Origin of the sequence: Agrobacterium sp. ICMP 6402 (assembly GCF_009498615.1) — a bacterium.
GTDB classification, from domain to species: domain Bacteria; phylum Pseudomonadota; class Alphaproteobacteria; order Rhizobiales; family Rhizobiaceae; genus Agrobacterium; species Agrobacterium burrii.
In genome coordinates this window covers 1-17190 of the sequence record NZ_QSNV01000012.1, presented here as the reverse complement: position 1 = coordinate 17190, position 17190 = coordinate 1, and the positions used below count along the sequence as shown (strand labels likewise).

Below are 17190 nucleotides of genomic sequence, written 5' to 3'. Positions count from 1 at the left end.
TGGGCACATTAGCGGCGGCAGGAAATCTGTCTCGTAAAAAGGGAACATCGATTTGGCGGAAAGTAAGATTGCTGAAAGAGCCTTTTACCAGCCGGGTGCGAGCAGCATCGAAGGCATGCCGACGACGCTGCAGCTTTTTCACAATCATCCGCCCATCATGCTCCGGCCCCACTGGCACGCGCAGGTAGAGGTGAATTACGTGATGTCGGGATCGGTGCATTACCGCATGGGCGATCATGACCTGACGCTCAATGCCGGGCAGATGTGCATCTTCTGGGGCGGACAACCGCACCAGATGGATCGCTCTTCCGACGATTCCTTTTATACCGGCGCGCACCTGCCGCTGGTGCATTTCTTCCGCATGCGGCTGCCCGCCGCCGTCTCCGGCCTGTTGATGGGTGGTGCGACGATGGTGAGCGGTGAGACGGACCGGGCCGACGCGGAAAATTTCGGCCGCTGGTTCCGTTACGTCACTTCGGGCGATCCGGCCAAAGCCCAGCACGCCGTGGAGGAATTGCTGCTCAGGGTCGAGCGCATGTTCCTTGAGCCCTATTCCATCATCTCTGCCGCCGTGAATGGCAAACGGGAGAGCGATGACGAAGGCATGGCGCCCTCCATCGGCGTGGTGCGCATGTGCGACTTCATCGCCGCCAATTTTCTCGACGACATAGACGCAACCGAGATCGCCCGCGCCGCCTCGCTGCATCCGAAATATGCGATGAACCTGTTTCGCAAATCCACCGGCATGACGCTGATCAAATATCTGACCCTGCTCAGGCTTTCCCGCGCACAGGCGATGCTGATGACCGGCAAGGACAATATATTGCAGATCGCCATGGAAAGCGGCTTCGGCTCCGTCAGCGCCTTCAACAAGGCGTTCCGCCAGATATCAGGCATGTCGCCTTCCGATTTCCGCCGCGACATGCGGGCAACTGCGGCTTAATCCGCGCTGTCTTCCAGATCGGAAAACGCAGCGCTGCGCTGCCGCGCCGCCTGACGATAGGCCCGGGGCGAGCTGCCCAGCATGCGCCGAAACATGGTGGTGAAGGCCGGGATGTTTTCATAACCGGCATCCAGCGCCACATTCGTCACCGCTTCGCCGGCCGCCAGTCGCGGCAGGGAGGCGAAGATACAGGCCTGCTGACGCCAGGTGACGAAACTCACCCCCAGCTCCCTGCGGAACAGCCGCGTAAACGAGCGCCGACTGATACCCATGGCCGCCGCCCAGTCATCGATCTCCACCCGCGCCACCGGCTTTTTCAGGAAATCCCGGCACAGCGCCGCCAGACGCTCATTATCGGGAAAAGGCAATCCGAGCGGTCGGTCCGGCAGGCGGTTGATCTCGTCCAGCAACAGCGCCCGCACCAGACCGCGCCGATGAAAAGCGGTCGGCTGATGCTCCTCGCCCAGCAATTCGGCAATCAGGCTTGAGGCGAGATCGGTGATTTCCACCACCCGCGGCACTTCGGCCTGAAACAGGTCGGGATGCACGTAGATCGATTGCATTTCCACCGTCGAGATGGTCTCCGACTCGTGTTCCAGCCCGGCGGGAATAATCAGCCCGTGGCCGGGCGGTATCATCCAGCGACCATCTGCGGTGCTGACCAGAACCACACCCTGGCGGGCGTGCCAGATCTGCGCCCGCAGATGGCTGTGGACTGGCGCCCGGTGTCCCTTGGCGTAGGTGCGGCAAATCGCCAGCACCGGCTCGTTGGTGCCATCGATCAGTTTCAGCATGTAATTATGATCTTCGGCAGAAAAGGAGCCGAACATCACGGAATTGATTTTTGCCATTTGGCCCACTCACAAAGAAAATCGTCCAGAACACAGATGCAGGCCAGAAACAATATGAATAAAAGCGGGAGGAAATAAAGACATGTTTCCCGTCTTCCGCCGGGAACCCAAGAGGACTACATCATGGCCACCGTCACCAGCGCCAGCGCCGGCAACAGCTTCAACCCGCAACGCACGGCGTTTTCGATCATCGCAGCCGCCAGCTTCTGCCACATGCTGAACGACATCATGCAATCGCTGCTGACGTCGCTCTATCCGCTGCTGAAAGCCAATTACGCGCTCGATTTCATGCAGATCGGCCTGCTCACCTTCGCCTTTCAGGTTACCGCATCGCTGCTGCAACCGGTCGTCGGCATGGTGACCGATCGCTGGCCCATGCCGTTCTCCCTGCCGGTCGCCATGCTGTCCACCTGCGCCGGCCTCATCACGCTCGCCTTCGCCCATAGTTTCGAGGTTCTGGTGATTGGCGCCTGCCTCATCGGTATCGGCTCGGCCATTTTCCATCCCGAAGCCTCCCGCGTTGCACGCCTGGCCTCCGGCGGCCGTCATGGTCTGGCGCAATCCTTCTTCCAGGTTGGCGGCAATACCGGCACGGCCATTGGCCCGCTGCTCGCCGCCTTCATCGTCATCCCGCTCGGCCAGTCCAGCCTCAGCTGGTTTTCAGTGATTGCGCTTGTTGGTTTTGGCGTATTGTCCTGGGTCGGCGTCTGGTACACCCGCCACCGGCGCGCGAATGTCGGCAAGGCCCCGGCCAGCCGCACCCTGCCGCTCGCACGCGGCACCGTGATGATGACGCTGGCGGTGCTGGTGGTTCTGACCGCGACCAAAAACGCCTATCTCGCCAGCCTTTCCAGCTATTTCACCTTCTACACCATCGAGAAGTTCGGCCTTGGCGTACAGGATGCGCAGGTTCTGCTGTTCCTCTTCCTCGGCGCTTCGGCACTGGGCGTATTCTTCGGCGGCCCGATCGGCGACCGGTTCGGCTCGCGCGTCGTCATCTGGTTCTCGATCCTCGGCGTCATTCCCTTCGCGCTGATGCTGCCCTATGCGAACCTGTTCTGGACGGCCATTCTCGTCGTCGTCATCGGCTTCGTGTTCTCCTCCGCCTTCTCGGCCATCGTCGTGTTCGCGCAGGAGCTGGTGCCGGGTCGTGTGGGTCTCATCGCCGGCATGTTCTTCGGTTTCGCCTTCGGTTTCGGCGGCATCGGGGCTGCGGTTCTCGGCGTCTATGCGGATAAGGAAGGCATCGAATTCGTCTATCGCATCTGCTCCTACATGCCGCTGCTCGGCCTGTTGACGGTGCTTTTGCCAAAACTGCCAAGCCACCGCTAAGAGCTTCGCGTTCAACGCTTTTCAACACGGCGGTCACCTGTGATACTCAGGTGACCGCCGTAATCCGTTGAGCAAAGCCCTATCCATGCAAATCCCCATAAAATCGATCCTCGTTTTCCACGCCGCGGCAAGGGCGGGCAGCATTTCGCGGGCGGCGGAAGAGTTGAGCGTGACGCCATCGGCCGTTTCCCAGCAGATCCAGTTGCTGGAAGGCCAGCTCGGCACGACGCTTATGGCGCGCACTGGCCGCAAGGTGACGTTGACGGAAGCCGGTGAGCGCTATTTCTCGATGATCACCGCCCAGATCGAGCAGATATCAGACGCCACCGACAGCATTCGCGGCTTCCGTTCGGTCACGACGCTGACGATCCGGGCGACGCCCACCATTTCCAACAAATGGCTGTTGCCGCGCCTCGGCTCTTTTCTGGAGGAGCACCCCGAACTCGAAGTGCGCCTTGACGGCACCAATGAACCGACCGATTTTTCGCAGGAACTCGTCGATATCGAGCTTCGCCATGGCGATGGCCGCTGGCCGGGACTGTTCGTGGAAGGGCTGGTGGAGGAGGAATTCCTGCCGGTCTGCTCACCAAACCATCCGGGTGCGGGCAAATTTCTGCCCGAAGACTTGCAGAACCAGCGGCTGATCCACTCGGTCAAGGCGCAGGCGCAATGGAACCACTGGTTTCCGCTGGCCGGTGTCACGGCTGAAAAGCGCTGGCGGCGCGTCCTGTTCGACCGCAGCCACATGGCCATCGATGCTGCCGTGCTCGGCATCGGCGTGGCGCTGGAAAGCACCTTGATGATGGAGCGGGAGCTGCAGGACAAAATGCTGGTCCCGGCCGTGACGGACGCGCCGCGTATCAAGCTCGTGACGCAATGGATCGTTTGCCCGCATTCCCATCTGCGGCAGAGAAAAGTCATGCTGTTTCTGGAGTGGATGCGAAAACAACGCGACGAGTGGCAAACCCGTCGCGTTGTCTGATGTTTCAGGCAGTCCGGCTCCGCGTCAGTAAAGACCCATCAGCCTGATCGGCGCGAGTGTCAGATCCGGGAACAGCACAAGGGCGAGGATTGCGGCGACAAGGATGGACATCGGCGCAAGCGAGCCCTTGATCACATCCTCGATCGACATTTTTGCCACCTGCGCCACCGCAAACAGGCATACACCGACCGGAGGCGTGACAAGCCCAAGCGTCAGGGTGATGACCATGACGATCAGGAAGTGGATCGGATCGACCCCAAGCGAGACGGCCGGCGGCATAAGCACGGGGATCAGGATGAACATGGCGGCAATCGCATCCATGAACATGCCGACGACGATGAGGAACAGGAAGATCAGAACCATGGCCATGGTCGGCCCGGTGCTGATATGGCCAAGGAAAACCGCAACCTGCGCCGGCAGGCCGTCAAAGGTGAAAACCCAGGCCGCCAGTTTTGCCGTCGCTGCGATGAACAGGATCGAGCCGGATGTCCGCGCCGTTTCCATGAAGATGCCGAGCAGCGCCGAAAACGGGATCGTGCGGTAAAGTATGACGGCCAGAAACAGCGTGTAGACAACGGCAATGCCGGCCGCTTCCGTCGGCGTGAAATAGCCATCGACAATACCGATCAGCAGGATCACCGGCGTCAGCATCGGCAGGATGGCCGCAAGGCCGGTCGTCACCACACGCCGGACATTAAAAGGCGTGGGCGGGTTGAAGCCGTTGCGCACCGCATAGATGTGATTGTAGACCATGAAGACGAATGCGAGGAACAATCCCGGCACCAACCCTGCCACGAGCAGGGTTCCGATGGAAGCGTTCGCGACCGAGCCGGCGATGACGATAAGGATCGACGGCGGGATGATCGAAGAAAGCGTGGAGGTGCAGAGCGTCAGTCCCACGGCATATCCCTTCGGAAAACCGTGACGCTCCATGGCCTTGATCTCGATAGCGCCGATCGAGGCGATATCGGCAACGGACGAACCGGAGACACCGCCGAAAATCACCGACGAGGCGACATTGACGTGGCCGAGACCGCCGGGAAGCCAGCCGACAATCGCCTCGGCAAAGTCAAACAGCCGTTCGGCGACCTTGCCCCGTTCCATCAGAACACCGACAAGAATGAAAAGCGGCACCGCGACCAGAAGGAATGAGTTCATGCCCGAAAACATGGTTTGCGCCAGAAGGTCCATCGGCATCGATGTGTAAAGCGCGATGGAGGCGACGCTGGCCAGTCCGAGTGCGACGGCAAGCGGAACGCCGAAGGCGCTCATGAGAAGGAAAAGTCCAAGCAGCGTCAGGCTCATGGCCGTTTCTCCATATTTCCAGCGACCAGATCGGCATCGGCCAGAGGCTGCAGGCCTTCCGGCAGCTCGATGCGGTCGCGATGCTGGCGCAGGGATTCCACGATGGCGGCAATGCCGAGAGCCGCGCTGAGCGGAATGATGACGCCGATCATCCACATGGGCGTGGCAAGCGTGGCGGCGGCTTCATTCATCACATATTGCTGGCGCACCAGCGTCCAGCCCGTCCAGATCATCAGGCCGAAAAAGACGACCGACGACAGAACGTAGATGGGCAGCGCGAGACGCCGCACAAAGGCCGGCATCAGGGCGATGAACACCGTTACCCGCGCCATGTCGGCGGTGCGGAAGCTGCCCGCCACACCCAGGAACACCATCCATATGAAAAGATATCGTGTCGCTTCCTCGGTCCAGGAAACCGGGCTTCCCCACATACGGGTCGACACCTGCAAAAGCACGACAGCCAGAACCCCGATGGCGGCCAGACCGGCCAGCACGTCGGTCGCCAATCTGATGACCCTGCCGAAAAATGATGACGTTTCGTCCATAAACCTGTCCTCCCGACCGGACCGGCTGTGCGCCGGCCCGGAAGACCTGATTGCCTTATTTCTTGCCGACGGCAGCAATCGTCTTGTCAAAGAAAGCCTGATCCTTCACCAGCCCGGCGAAGACGGGATAAAGACCCTTCGAGACTTCCACGAACGCCTTCTGCTGCTCGGGCGTCAGGCGATTGACCTCCATGCCGTGTTTCTGCAGTTCGGCGATCGTCGTTTCCGCGCTCGAGGCGTCGTTTTGCACCTTCCACACTTCCGCTTCCTTCGCCGCCTCCTCGACGGCCGCCTTGTGCGCATCGCTGAGCGCATTGAACTTGGCGGGGCTGATGCCCAGCACCCAGCCGTCACCCATGTGGTTGGTGATCGAGACGTATTTCTGCACCTCGTAGAATTTTGCCGACAGCGGCACGTTGATCGGATTTTCCTGCCCGTCGACGACTTTCAGCTGCAGGGCATTATAGACCTCGGCAAAGGCGAGCGGCGTTGGTGCGGCGCCCATCTTCTTGAAGAATTCCACCCAGAGCGGATTGTTGGGAACGCGGAACTTCAAACCCTTGAGATCATCCGGCGAGGTTATCGGGCGCTTGGAATTGGTCATCTGGCGGAAGGGGCGCGGCCACAGATCTACCGCCTTGATGCCGATCTTTTCCAGCCCGGCAATCAGCTCCTTGCCCTGCTCACCTTCCAGATAGGTGCGAAGCTGTTCTTCATCGTCAAAAAGATAGGGAATGGAGATCGCCGAAAAACGCGGGTCGAAATTCGCATAAAGCGATGTCGCCAAAAGTAGCATGTCGAGCGATCCGCCCGCCAGCTGTTTGACGGCGCCCGACGGATCGCCGCCATAAAGCGAGCCGTTCGGGAAGACCTTGACGGTGACTTCGCCATTCGTTTTTGCCGACACCAGCTCCGCGAACTTGTTGGCGGCCAGCGTAATTTCGGAATTATCCGGATCCGGCGTCGAAAGAGTGAGTGTTTCGGCCTGTGCAATCGATGCGACCAGCATGGTGGCGGCGAGAGCCAGCCCGTAAAGTTTTGAAATTTTCATGTGTTCCTCCCTTTGTTGTCTCTAGACTGTTTCGCGCGTTCCTCCGAACGCGTTTATGCGTTTAATTTCAAGGATCACGCCGCTGTGATCAAGCTCGCCCGCACCATGCTCGACCATGGAGCGGAACAGCCGGTCAACCTCCTCGCCAACCGGTAACTTCAGGCCACGGCTTTTGGCGAAAGCCAGCGCCGTCGACGTATCCTTCACCTGATATTTCGCCGGCCCGCCGGGGCGGAAATCGCCTTCCACCATGCGTTTTCCGTGCTGGCGGAAGACGGTGGAATCGGCAAAACCACCAAGCAAAGCCTGCCGCACCTGCGCCGGGTCGGCTCCCCCTGCTTCAACCAGCGTCAAAGCTTCGGCAACGGCGCAGATTGTCGAGGCGACGATCAACTGGTTGGCAAGCTTGGCCAATGAGCCGCAGCCCACCGGCCCGACATGGGTGACGCGGCCAAGGCAATTGAGGAGTGGCCGCAAGGCGTCCACATCCCGCTGCTCTCCGCCGGCCATGATGGCGAGCGTTCCTTCAATCGCCCCTTTTTCACCGCCGGAAACCGGTGCGTCGACATAAGCGACGCCATGAGCTTTTGCCGCCTCCGCCTGTTCCCGTGCGCTGTCGACCGGGATGGAACTCATCACCAGCAGAATAGCACCGGGCTTCATGACGGAAACGACACCCGAGGCACCGAGCAGAACCTCGTCGCAGACCGGCCCGGAACTCAGCATGCAGATGACGACATCGGCTTCGGCCACAGCTTCGGCAGCCGTGGCCGCCGGCTGCACGCCCTTTGCCGCCAGAACCGCAGCTTTTTCAGCACTGCGGTTCCAGGCCTTGACGGAAAACCCGGCTTCCGCCAGACGCCCCGCCATGGGGGCTCCCATGATACCCGTTCCGATAACGGCGATCTGGCGAATGTCAGCCATCGTTTCCATCTTTCAGAGCCATTGCCGGTTTAAAAAGCGTACCGGCAGTTCTTCTTCGATGAGGGCGGGAAAAGCCTCGCGGAACCGGTCGAGATGCGGTGTTTTCAGATGGTCGTCGAAAGCCTGACGGCTGTCATAGACCTCATAGAACACCACATTGTTTCCCGTTTCCGGCCGCACCACGTCGAATTGCCGGCAACCCGGTTCGTCCTGAACCGAATGGGTGGCGTCATCGCGCGCGGCGGCGAGAAAGGCGTCCATCGAACCGGGCTTCACCCGAAATTCCGCGATCACCACAAAAGCACCGTTCGACATTTCGGTTTCTCCGCCCATTACGCCGCAGCGTCTTTTTGCGGGCGGAAGTTGTTTTCCATGTCCTGACGGAGCTTCACCACATCAAGATCGTTCACCAGCTCGACATCGTCGAAGCTGACGATCTGGTCCTTCTTGATGGCGCGCTTCAGCTTGACATTGTGGGCAAGGCCGATCGGCAGCGCCTTGATGTCGAGGCTGCGGGTGGCCGGAATGGCGTTGGCCCAGACCGCGTAACCGCCCTCGCCATCAAGCATTTCGCCAGGCTGCATATCCTTCTTCGCCGTGGCCACGGCATCGCCGCGGAACTCCTTGGAGCAACCGGTGGCCTCGTTACGCAGCACGGCGGACAACACGCTGATCGAGGTTTCCAGCCCGATGATGTGGAACGGACGCCACATGGAGGCGTACCAGCCGGAAGGATCGGTCAGCAGGCCATATTGCTTGAAGCAGGCGCGGGCATATTCATTATGCGCCTTGAAGGTGACGAAAACGCCGTAACGGATGTTGTTGAACACCTCGCGTCCGTCAGGCTCCTGGCTCGCGGCAATGTCCACGAGGCCGGAACGCGCCATGCGGCCGCCGTCGGCTGCGGGGCGGAAGACGCGGGCGAGATCATGCAGGCCGGCGGGCGGGAAGGCCAGACCGTCATCCGGGCAATCCAGCCCCGTCCCGTTGGCGACCGCCGCCATTTCGATGGCCGCCTTGGTGCCGTCGGTGAAGGAATTGTACATTTTCGGATTGAAGTCGCCCTTGGCCACTTCCTCGTCCGTCCAGCCAAAATAGCTCCAGACCGTGTCCGGTGTCGAATAACGATAACGCGGCTCGAAATTCATGCCCTTGCCGGCGGAGACCACCTCGAAACCGGAAGCCCGCGCCCAGTCCACCAGCTCGCAGATCAGCGCCGGCTGGTCGCCATAGGCCATGGAATAGATCAGGCCCTTGGCCCGCGCCTTTTCAGCCAGGATCGGCCCGACCATGACGTCGGCTTCCACATTGACCATGACGACATGTTTGTTGTGTTCGATGGCGCCGAGCGCATGGCGCGCACCGGCCAGCGGGTGGCCGGTCGCCTCGATGACGCATTCGATTTCGCCGCAGGCGAAAAGCTCGTTCACATCATCGGTAACATAGGTCTTGCCGCTTTTCAGCGCGTCGGCGCAGCTCGTCGCATCATAACGCTCCTTCGCCCAGCCGACGCGTTCCAGCGATTCGCGGGCCTTGCCGACATTGAGATCGGCAACGGCGACCATATGGAAACCGGCGATGCGCTGCGCCTGCGCCAGCACCATGGAGCCGAACTTGCCGGCACCGATGAGACCAACCCGCACAGGTTTGCCGCCGGCTGCACGCGCTGACAGAAGAGAATAGAGATTCATGTTTTGACATCCTTCGCTGGGGAAATTGCTGGCGAGAGTGTCCAGTCTGCCCGGCGAAGGCCATGCGATACCGAGGCGGCGAAGGGTCAACCCTCGCGGCACCGGCGACATGACGTTTCTGCGTTCCTCCCGGATCCCGGCACGCTTTTGCGCCGGCTCTCGCGGTCGCCTCCCAAAGCAACCTTGAGAACAGAGTAGGAGCGTTCAAATATTAGTTCTATTTAGAAAATCAGATTTTTCGTTTAATTTTTCTAACAGATCATCAGGCTGATTTGCGCAGCATCAGATCGGCGCTGAGGAGGATGCGCTCCCGCATCCGGGTGGCGGCATCATCCGCCCCCTCGTTCATCTTCTGTAGCAGAAGCTCGATCGACAGCCTGCCGATCTCGTTGTAATTCTGCGCCACCGTGGTAATCGGCGGACAGGCATAACGCGACAGCGGATGGTCGTCATGGCCGGCGACCCTGAGATCGTAATCCGCGCCATGGCCGACCCTGATGCCCTTCTGGAAAGCGGCGGCAATGACGCCGAAGGCGATACGGTCGTTGGAACACAGGATGGTGCGCGATGGCAGAAGCTCCGTCCGGTCCAAGAACCGGCCGGCCTCATCAAAAGCGAAACGCTCGAAATCCCAGGTGACGATATCCGGCACCTCAAGCACATGCGGTTCGAAACCGAGACGCTGCATCGCCTCCACATAAGCGGTGCGGCGTGTCGCGGCGTTGGTGTTGACCTGCGGCATGTCAAAGAAACAGGGCGGTTCACCCGAACGGCAGAGGTAATCCACCATCAGCCCCACGCTCTGGCGATTATCGGTGCCGACAAAGGCCGAGGTCTCATCGAGCGGCGAATCGACATAAACGATCGGAATGCTGGCCGCGAGCTGCTCCAGCGTGGCGCGGTGCGATTTGACGCCGAGCGGGGCGATGATCGCGCCCGCGACATTCATCGACTTGAAGGTGCGGATGGCGCGGTCTTCGATTTCCGCCTTGCCATCCGACGACAGCACGAAGGCGAGGAACCCCGCCTCGTTGGCGATCAGCTCGATACGGCTCGTCAGCGCCATATAGAAGGGGTCGGTCGAATTCGGAATGATGATGCCGATGATATTGGAGCGGCGGCGGTTGAGGTTGACCGCGAAGATGTTGGGCCGAAAGCCCGATTTCTTCAGCGCTTCCTCGATGGCGTCGCGCGTCTTCTTGCGGACCGAGGCCGGATCATTGAAGTATTTCGAAACGGTCGGGCGGGAAAGGCCGACGAATTCCGAAAACTCTTCCATCGTCCTGATAGATTTGGCCAAAGTGCTTGCCCCCATGAAATATTACATGTGGTACTCTATATCGACCGGCCTTCGCACGAAAAGCCGGTCGAACGCGGTTATCAACGGCCAAAAGATCATTCGGCCGCAAATTGCACTTTCATCGTCGCCGGATCGGACGGTTTTTTCGTAAAGAACGGCAGCATCTCCGCAAGCGGCAGCCGATGCGACACCAGCCGCGCCATGACATCACCATCCGTCTCCAGAATGGCAAGCGCCTGCGGTATGTTGCGGTTCAGCGAATGCGACCCGACAAGCTTCAGCTGACGCCGGAAGATTTCGAAGGGTGCCACCGAAATGCGGGCATCCGGCGCGCAGACACCGAAGAACAGCGCGGTGCCGCCATCCGCAACCAGCGGGATCATCGCTTCCGCGACGGGGGCAATACCCGTCGCATCGGCCACAAAATCGAAAGATTTTACTTGCCGAAGCAGTGCTTCCGAGCCGGAAACTGCCACCTTAAGCCCGAGACTTTCGGCAAAGGCCAGCCTGCTTTCATTGATATCGGCCATCGTCACCGTCGCAATGCCGCGTGCTTTCAGCGACAGGGCAAGCAGCAGGCCGATGGGACCGGCGCCAAACACCAGCGCACTTTCCGGCACCACACCATTCTCACCGATGCCAGCACTCTGCATGCCGTTGACGACGCAGGCGAGCGGTTCGGCAAGTGCCGCGACATGATAGGGCATCGAACCAATGCCGTGCAGGTGATCCGCGCGCACAACGCTGAATTCCGCAAAGCCGCCATTGTGGGAAACGCCATAGGCCTTCAGCGAGCTGCAAAGATTGGTCAGCCCCTTCCTGCAACTGGCACAGATGCCGCATGGCAAATTGGGATCGACGGCCACACGGTCACCGGCCCTGAAGCCTGTCACATCGGAAGCCACGGCCGCAACTTCGCCGGCATATTCGTGCCCCGGGATAACGGGAAACGCACCGTCACCATAACGCGCATGCAGCACGTCTATATCGGTGTAGCACAGGCCGGAAGCCTTGACCCGGAGAAGGGCGTGGCCCGGCGGCAGATCGGCGACGGGAAGGTCCGCCAAAACGGCGCGTCCCTTCTCGACGAATTGAATGGCATGCATGGTCATCTCCGGCTTTTCAGCTCATCCAGTTGCCGCCATCGACATTATATGTCTGGGCGAGAATATAATCGCTGTCGGAAGAGGCGAGGAAAACCGCCAGCCCCTTGATGTCATCAGGCGTGGCGAAACGGCCGATCGGCACGGATTTGGCCACCGCCGCCTTCTTCTCGCCGGGCTTCAGTCCTTCCCACTTGGCGAAATGCGCATCGACCACTTCCCAGTGTTCGCCATCCACGACACCCGGCGCAATGGCGTTGACGTTGATGCCGTGTTTGACGAGCGCCAGCGCCGCCGATTGCGTGGCGGAAATGATCGCCGCCTTGGAGGCGCAATAAAGCGTCACCAGCGCCTCGCCGCGCCGTCCGGCCTGGCTTGCCATATTGATGATCTTGCCGCCGCGCGCCCGGGCGATCATCACATTGGAGACAGCCTTCATCATGAACAGCGGCCCCTTGAGATTGATGTCGAACACCCGCTCATAACTCTCTTCGGTAATGCCGTTGATCGGCGCCATATCGAAGATCGCGGCATTGTTGACGAGAATATCGATGCCGCCGAATTCCTCATCCACCGCCTTTACCACCGCATCGATCCCGGTGAGGTCGGTCACATCCAGCCGCACCGCCTTTGCCGAGGGGCCAATGGCGGCGGCGGACGCCGTCGCGCGGGCGATATCGATATCGGCGATGATGACCTTTGCACCCTCAGCGGCAAAAGCCTGCGCAAAACCAAGGCCGATGCCGCGGGCAGCGCCGGTGATCAGCGCAACCTTGTTGTTCAATCTCATGTCGATCTCCGTGATGCATGGCGGGCAGTCGATGAATTCGGCCCTGCGTTTGTTGTTAGATGCGATTTTTCCACCCCCCTCATTCCTGTGCTTGTCACAGGAATCCAGCCGACGCGTGTCTACGCGGCGAGAGAGTCTTTTCAGCCCAAGGACTTGGGCTGGCTGGATTCCTGTGACAAGCACAGGAATGAGGGCGGCGGGTGTGTGAACCCACCCATGCCGCCCGCCACCAGAAGGCGAACGGGCGGCACGTCGGGAGGACGCGGCTACTTGATGTAGCCCGCGCGGGTCATGTCACGCTCGACCTGTTTCTGCGCGCCATCGAGCGCCGCTTCTACTGTCTGCTGGCCGGAAAGGGCTGCCGCGATCTGCTGGCCGACAACCGTGCCGATGGACTGGAATTCCGGTATGGCGACGAATTGCACGCCGGTATAGGGAACCGGATCCTTTGTCGGTTTGGACGGATCGGCGGACATGATGGCTTTCAGCACCGTATCCGCAAAGGGCGCGGCCTTCTTGTATTCCGGCAACTCATAGGTGGATTTGCGCGTCCCCGGCGGCACCGCGACCCAGCCTTCGCTTTCGCCGACCGTCTTCACATAGGCCTTGGATGTCGCCCATTTGACGAAGGACTTGGCGGTTTCCAGCTTCTTGGTGGTGTTCGGGATCGCAAGGTTCCACGACCACGACCAGCTGGACCCGTTCGGCGTCGCTTCGACCGGCGCGCGCGTGAAAGCGGTCTTGTCGGCAACCTGGCTCTGCTTGGGATCATAGACGCGGCCCGCCGCCGAGGTGGCGTCGATCCACATGGCGCAACGGCCGGAGGAAAACAGGGTCTGGTTCTCGTTGAAGCCGTTGGCGGCCGCACCGGGCGGACCATAAGAGCTCATCAGCGCCACATAATCGGCGATCGCCTTTTTCCACGGCTCGCTCGTCAGCTGCGGCTTCCAGTCCATGTCGAACCAGCGTCCGCCATAGGTATTGATCATGGTGCCGAGGAAAGCCATGTTCTCGCCCCAGCCCGGTTTGCCGCGCAGGCAGATGCCATATTGCTGTTTCGACTTGTCGGTCAGCTTGGCGGCGAAATCCTTGATCTGGGCGTAGCTCGGATTGTCAGGCATCTTCAGGCCGGCGGCGTCGAACAGGTCCTTGCGGTAAAGCGTGAACGAGCTTTCGGTGTAGAACGGCACGGCATAAAGCTTGCCATCCACCGTCAGGCCCTTCTTGATCGGGTCTAGCAGATCGGCGTAATCGTAATCGTCGCCGAGATCGTCGACCGGGGCCAGCCAGCCCTGCTTGCCCCAGATCGGCGCTTCGTAACCGCCGATGGTCATGACGTCGAACTGGCCGCCATTGGTGGCGATATCGGTGGTGACCCGTTCGCGCAGAACATTCTCTTCCAGCACGATCCAGTTGATCTTATTTCCAGTTTCCTTCTCCCAGGCGCTGGAAAGCTTCTGCATGATGATCATGTCGCCATTGTTGACGGTGGCGATGTTGATTTCTTCCGCCTGTGCCAGCCCGGCCAGAAGGCCTGCTCCCACCACAGACGACGACAGAATTCCGATGAATTTGTTCATGAGACCCGCTCCTCCTTTACGGATGTCCACGCACAATAATACATGCGTAAATTTTTTATCTCGCAAAACCGCGCTTGTTGTCAACATCCAAAAATAAACGAGGACGTGACAACGCTTGCGCAAAAGACGTTAAACCTTTGTTTTATAGCGAATATTGTCAACAAAAATTATTAGCAAGCCGATTTCTCTTGCTGCGACGCAACATGTTTTTCATCATTTAATATCTTGACGCGCGTAAATTTTAACTGATATCCGGAAAACAACGAACCCGGAATTCCCGGGATTTTTGCCCGCCGGAAGGATGGGAGCCGACTGTATATGGAGGAGACGATGAGGCAGGCATCCGCACTGGCGCCGCACATGAAAGGCCCGACCATCACGGCCGGCGAAATCCTCGTGGAGATCATGGCGACGACGGTGGGCAACGGTTTTCTGGAGCCGCAGACGCTGATCGGCCCTTTTCCGAGCGGCGCGCCCGCCATCTTCATCGATCAGGTGGCGCGGTGCGGCGGGACCGCCGGCATCATCGCTGCGGTGGGCGACGATGATTTCGGCCGCCTCAATATTGAGCGGCTGCGTCGCGACGGCGTGGATGTCTCGGCCATCGCCACCATAGCGGACCGGCCGACCGGCAGCGCTTTCGTGCGCTACCGCGAAAACGGCGCACGCGATTTCGTTTTCAACATTGCCCATTCGGCGGCCAGCGAAACGCGGATGACGGATGAGGCGCAGGCGCTCATCGAAAAGGCGGGTCATGTGCACGTCATGGGATCGGCTTTTGCGATTGCCGGCATTGGCGCGATCATTGTCGAGGCAATCAGAAACATCAAGGCGCGCGGCGGTTCGGTCTCCTTCGATCCGAACATTCGCAAGGAACTGGTGCAGGGTGACGAAGGCCGCAGGCTGATCGATGATCTCCTTGGCGTCACGGACCTCCTGCTGCCCTCCGGCGAGGAGCTTCAGGCCGCCTCGGGTCTGGATGACGAGGACGCGGCGATCGAAAAGCTGCTCGCGTCGGGCATCGGCGAGATCGTGCTGAAACGCGGCGCTAACGGCGCAAGCCATTTCAGCCGCGCCCATGGCCGCATCGACGCCCCCGGCCTGAGGGTGGAGGAAATCGACCCAACGGGTGCCGGCGACTGTTTCGGCGCAACCTACCTCACCTGCCGCCGCCTCGGCATGCATCCCCGACAGGCGCTCGCTTATGCAAACGCATCAGGCGCCCACAACGTCATCAGGCGCGGCCCGATGGAGGGTGCCGCCAGCCTTGCCGAACTTGACGCCTTCATCGCCACACAATTGTCGGAGGAAACGCTATGACCGGGGTTCTGGAAAATCTCGCCACGGCGCGTCGCGCCGGCAAGCCCGCGGGCATCACGTCCGTCTGTTCGGCCCACCCCGTCGTCCTGCGCGCCGCAATCCGCCGTGCCGCCGCCAGCCGGACATCCGTGCTGATCGAGGCGACCTGCAATCAGGTCAATCATCTCGGCGGTTATACCGGCATGACCCCGCGTGACTTTATCGCCTTCGTCAACGCCATCGCTTCGGAAGAAGGGCTGCCCGGCGAGCTTCTGATTTTCGGCGGCGATCATCTCGGCCCCAACCCGTGGCGCAAGGAGAAGGCCGAGGAAGCGCTGACAAAAGCCGCCGCCATGGTCGAGGCCTATGTGACCTCGGGCTTTCGCAAGATCCACCTCGATGCCTCGATGGGCTGCGCCGGTGAGCCGGCGGCATTGGACGACGTGACGATTGCCCACCGCGCCGCGAAACTCGCGGCCGTCGCCGAAAAGGCCGCCGCTGAGGCCGGCCTGCCCAAGCCGCTTTATATTCTCGGCACCGAAGTGCCGGTACCGGGCGGTGCAGACCACGTGCTGGACACGGTCGCACCAACGCAGCCGCAGGCGGCGCGCAACACCATCGATCTGCACCGCGAAATATTCGCGCAGCACGGTCTTTCGCAAGCGTTCGAACGGGTCATCGCCTTTGTCGTGCAGCCCGGCGTGGAATTCGGCAGCGACAATGTCGTCGCTTATGATCCGCAGGCGGCCACAGCGCTCAGCGCCGTGCTGGACGGCGAACCGCAGCTGGTCTTCGAAGCCCATTCGACCGATTACCAGACCGAGACCGCGCTCGCCGCCCTCGTGCATGACGGATATCCGATCCTCAAAGTGGGACCGGGCCTGACCTTCGCTTACCGGGAAGCGCTTTACGCCCTTGATATGATCGCCTCCGAAATGGTCGGCTCTTATGGTGAGCGGCCGCTGGCGCGGACCATGGAAAAATTGATGTTAAGCGCACCGGGCGACTGGCAGGGCCATTACCATGGTGACGACATCACGCTCCGATTGCAGCGCCACTATAGCTACAGCGACCGCATCCGCTATTACTGGACGCGACCGGAGGCGCTTGCAGCCGTTTCCGCCTTGCATAAGGCGCTGGATGGGAAGACTATTCCCGAAACCCTGCTGCGCCAATATCTCGGCGAATTGCCGCTCGCAACGGTTGCGGGCGAGGACGCGGAAGAGATTTTGATCGCGGCTGTGGATCAGGTGCTGGCGACCTATCACGCGGCGACGGGCGAAGGCCGCCACTGACGGCAATCATAAATCCGGATGCCCCTGCGGCAGAGGCCGCCGGAGCGAAATGGGGGAAGTGCGAGCGGTTTTCATCTGAAATCCCGCTCAAACTTATAACTGTATTCGTGAGGGAGGACTACCAATGGCAACACGAAACACGAGCGGCCTTGCGCGGGTAATGCTTGCGCCATCGGTGCTGTTATTGCTGGTGTGGATG

General features: G+C 60.4%; 16 protein-coding genes. 5 read left to right on the top strand and 11 right to left on the bottom strand.

What is annotated here, in order from left to right; genetic code table 11:
- Positions 1-52: 52 nt before the first annotated feature.
- Positions 53-943 (top strand): helix-turn-helix domain-containing protein, encoded by an 891-nt coding sequence (locus DXT96_RS23365; protein WP_153516688.1) that lies wholly within the window; start codon positions 53-55, stop codon positions 941-943.
- Here the strand turns inward: DXT96_RS23365 and DXT96_RS23360 are convergent.
- The gene (locus DXT96_RS23360) at positions 940-1794 is read right to left on the bottom strand and encodes a helix-turn-helix domain-containing protein (RefSeq protein ID WP_153516687.1); all 855 of its coding nucleotides are present in this window, start codon (positions 1792-1794) and stop codon (positions 940-942) included. The genes DXT96_RS23365 and DXT96_RS23360 overlap by 4 nt on opposite strands.
- Positions 1795-1917: 123 nt before the next feature.
- Here DXT96_RS23360 and DXT96_RS23355 point away from each other — a divergent pair, with 123 nt between their 5' ends.
- Positions 1918-3126 carry an MFS transporter gene (locus tag DXT96_RS23355; RefSeq protein WP_153516686.1) on the top strand — a complete coding sequence of 403 codons (1209 nt, stop codon included), beginning with the start codon at positions 1918-1920 and terminating at the stop codon, positions 3124-3126.
- Between the two features lie 85 nt (positions 3127-3211).
- The gene (locus DXT96_RS23350; RefSeq protein ID WP_153516685.1) at positions 3212-4108 is read left to right on the top strand and encodes a LysR substrate-binding domain-containing protein; all 897 of its coding nucleotides are present in this window, start codon (positions 3212-3214) and stop codon (positions 4106-4108) included.
- Positions 4109-4132: 24 nt separating this feature from the next.
- On the opposite strand, the gene DXT96_RS23345 is transcribed toward DXT96_RS23350, so the two are convergent.
- The 10 genes from DXT96_RS23345 to DXT96_RS23295 form a co-directional block, all read right to left on the bottom strand.
- Positions 4133-5413 carry a TRAP transporter large permease gene (locus DXT96_RS23345; RefSeq protein WP_149901471.1) on the bottom strand — a complete coding sequence of 427 codons (1281 nt, stop codon included), beginning with the start codon at positions 5411-5413 and terminating at the stop codon, positions 4133-4135.
- Complete coding sequence (locus DXT96_RS23340) at positions 5410-5958, bottom strand: TRAP transporter small permease (RefSeq protein ID WP_153516684.1); 549 nt, start codon at positions 5956-5958, stop codon at positions 5410-5412. The genes DXT96_RS23345 and DXT96_RS23340 overlap by 4 nt, the downstream gene beginning before the upstream one ends.
- Before the next feature lie 55 nt (positions 5959-6013).
- Complete coding sequence (locus tag DXT96_RS23335; protein WP_149901473.1) at positions 6014-7009, bottom strand: DctP family TRAP transporter solute-binding subunit; 996 nt, start codon at positions 7007-7009, stop codon at positions 6014-6016.
- Between the two features lie 21 nt (positions 7010-7030).
- The gene (locus tag DXT96_RS23330; RefSeq protein ID WP_153516683.1) at positions 7031-7933 is read right to left on the bottom strand and encodes an NAD(P)-dependent oxidoreductase; all 903 of its coding nucleotides are present in this window, start codon (positions 7931-7933) and stop codon (positions 7031-7033) included.
- 12 nt (positions 7934-7945) lie between these two features.
- Positions 7946-8248, bottom strand: a complete 303-nt coding sequence (locus tag DXT96_RS23325) for a putative quinol monooxygenase (RefSeq protein WP_149901475.1) — start codon at positions 8246-8248, stop codon at positions 7946-7948.
- A 17-nt stretch (positions 8249-8265) separates the two neighbouring features.
- The gene (locus DXT96_RS23320) at positions 8266-9624 is read right to left on the bottom strand and encodes an NAD(P)H-dependent oxidoreductase (RefSeq protein ID WP_194287725.1); all 1359 of its coding nucleotides are present in this window, start codon (positions 9622-9624) and stop codon (positions 8266-8268) included.
- A gap of 262 nt (positions 9625-9886) precedes the next feature.
- On the bottom strand, positions 9887-10903 hold the full coding sequence (locus tag DXT96_RS23315; protein WP_153516801.1) for a LacI family DNA-binding transcriptional regulator: 1017 nt from the start codon (positions 10901-10903) through the stop codon (positions 9887-9889).
- A 116-nt stretch (positions 10904-11019) separates the two neighbouring features.
- Positions 11020-12030, bottom strand: a complete 1011-nt coding sequence (locus tag DXT96_RS23310) for a D-altritol 5-dehydrogenase (RefSeq protein WP_153516681.1) — start codon at positions 12028-12030, stop codon at positions 11020-11022.
- Positions 12031-12046: 16 nt separating this feature from the next.
- Positions 12047-12817 (bottom strand): galactitol 2-dehydrogenase, encoded by a 771-nt coding sequence (locus DXT96_RS23305; RefSeq protein WP_153516680.1) that lies wholly within the window; start codon positions 12815-12817, stop codon positions 12047-12049.
- A gap of 266 nt (positions 12818-13083) precedes the next feature.
- Entirely contained in the window at positions 13084-14397 is a 1314-nt protein-coding gene (locus DXT96_RS23295; protein WP_194287724.1) for a sugar ABC transporter substrate-binding protein, read from the bottom strand.
- A 330-nt stretch (positions 14398-14727) separates the two neighbouring features.
- Between DXT96_RS23295 and DXT96_RS23290 the strand changes: the two genes are divergently transcribed.
- The gene (locus tag DXT96_RS23290) at positions 14728-15717 is read left to right on the top strand and encodes a sugar kinase (protein ID WP_153516678.1); all 990 of its coding nucleotides are present in this window, start codon (positions 14728-14730) and stop codon (positions 15715-15717) included.
- Complete coding sequence (locus tag DXT96_RS23285) at positions 15714-16991, top strand: D-tagatose-bisphosphate aldolase, class II, non-catalytic subunit (protein WP_153516677.1); 1278 nt, start codon at positions 15714-15716, stop codon at positions 16989-16991. Before DXT96_RS23290 ends, DXT96_RS23285 begins: the two co-directional genes overlap by 4 nt.
- The last annotated feature ends 199 nt before the right edge of the window (positions 16992-17190 follow it).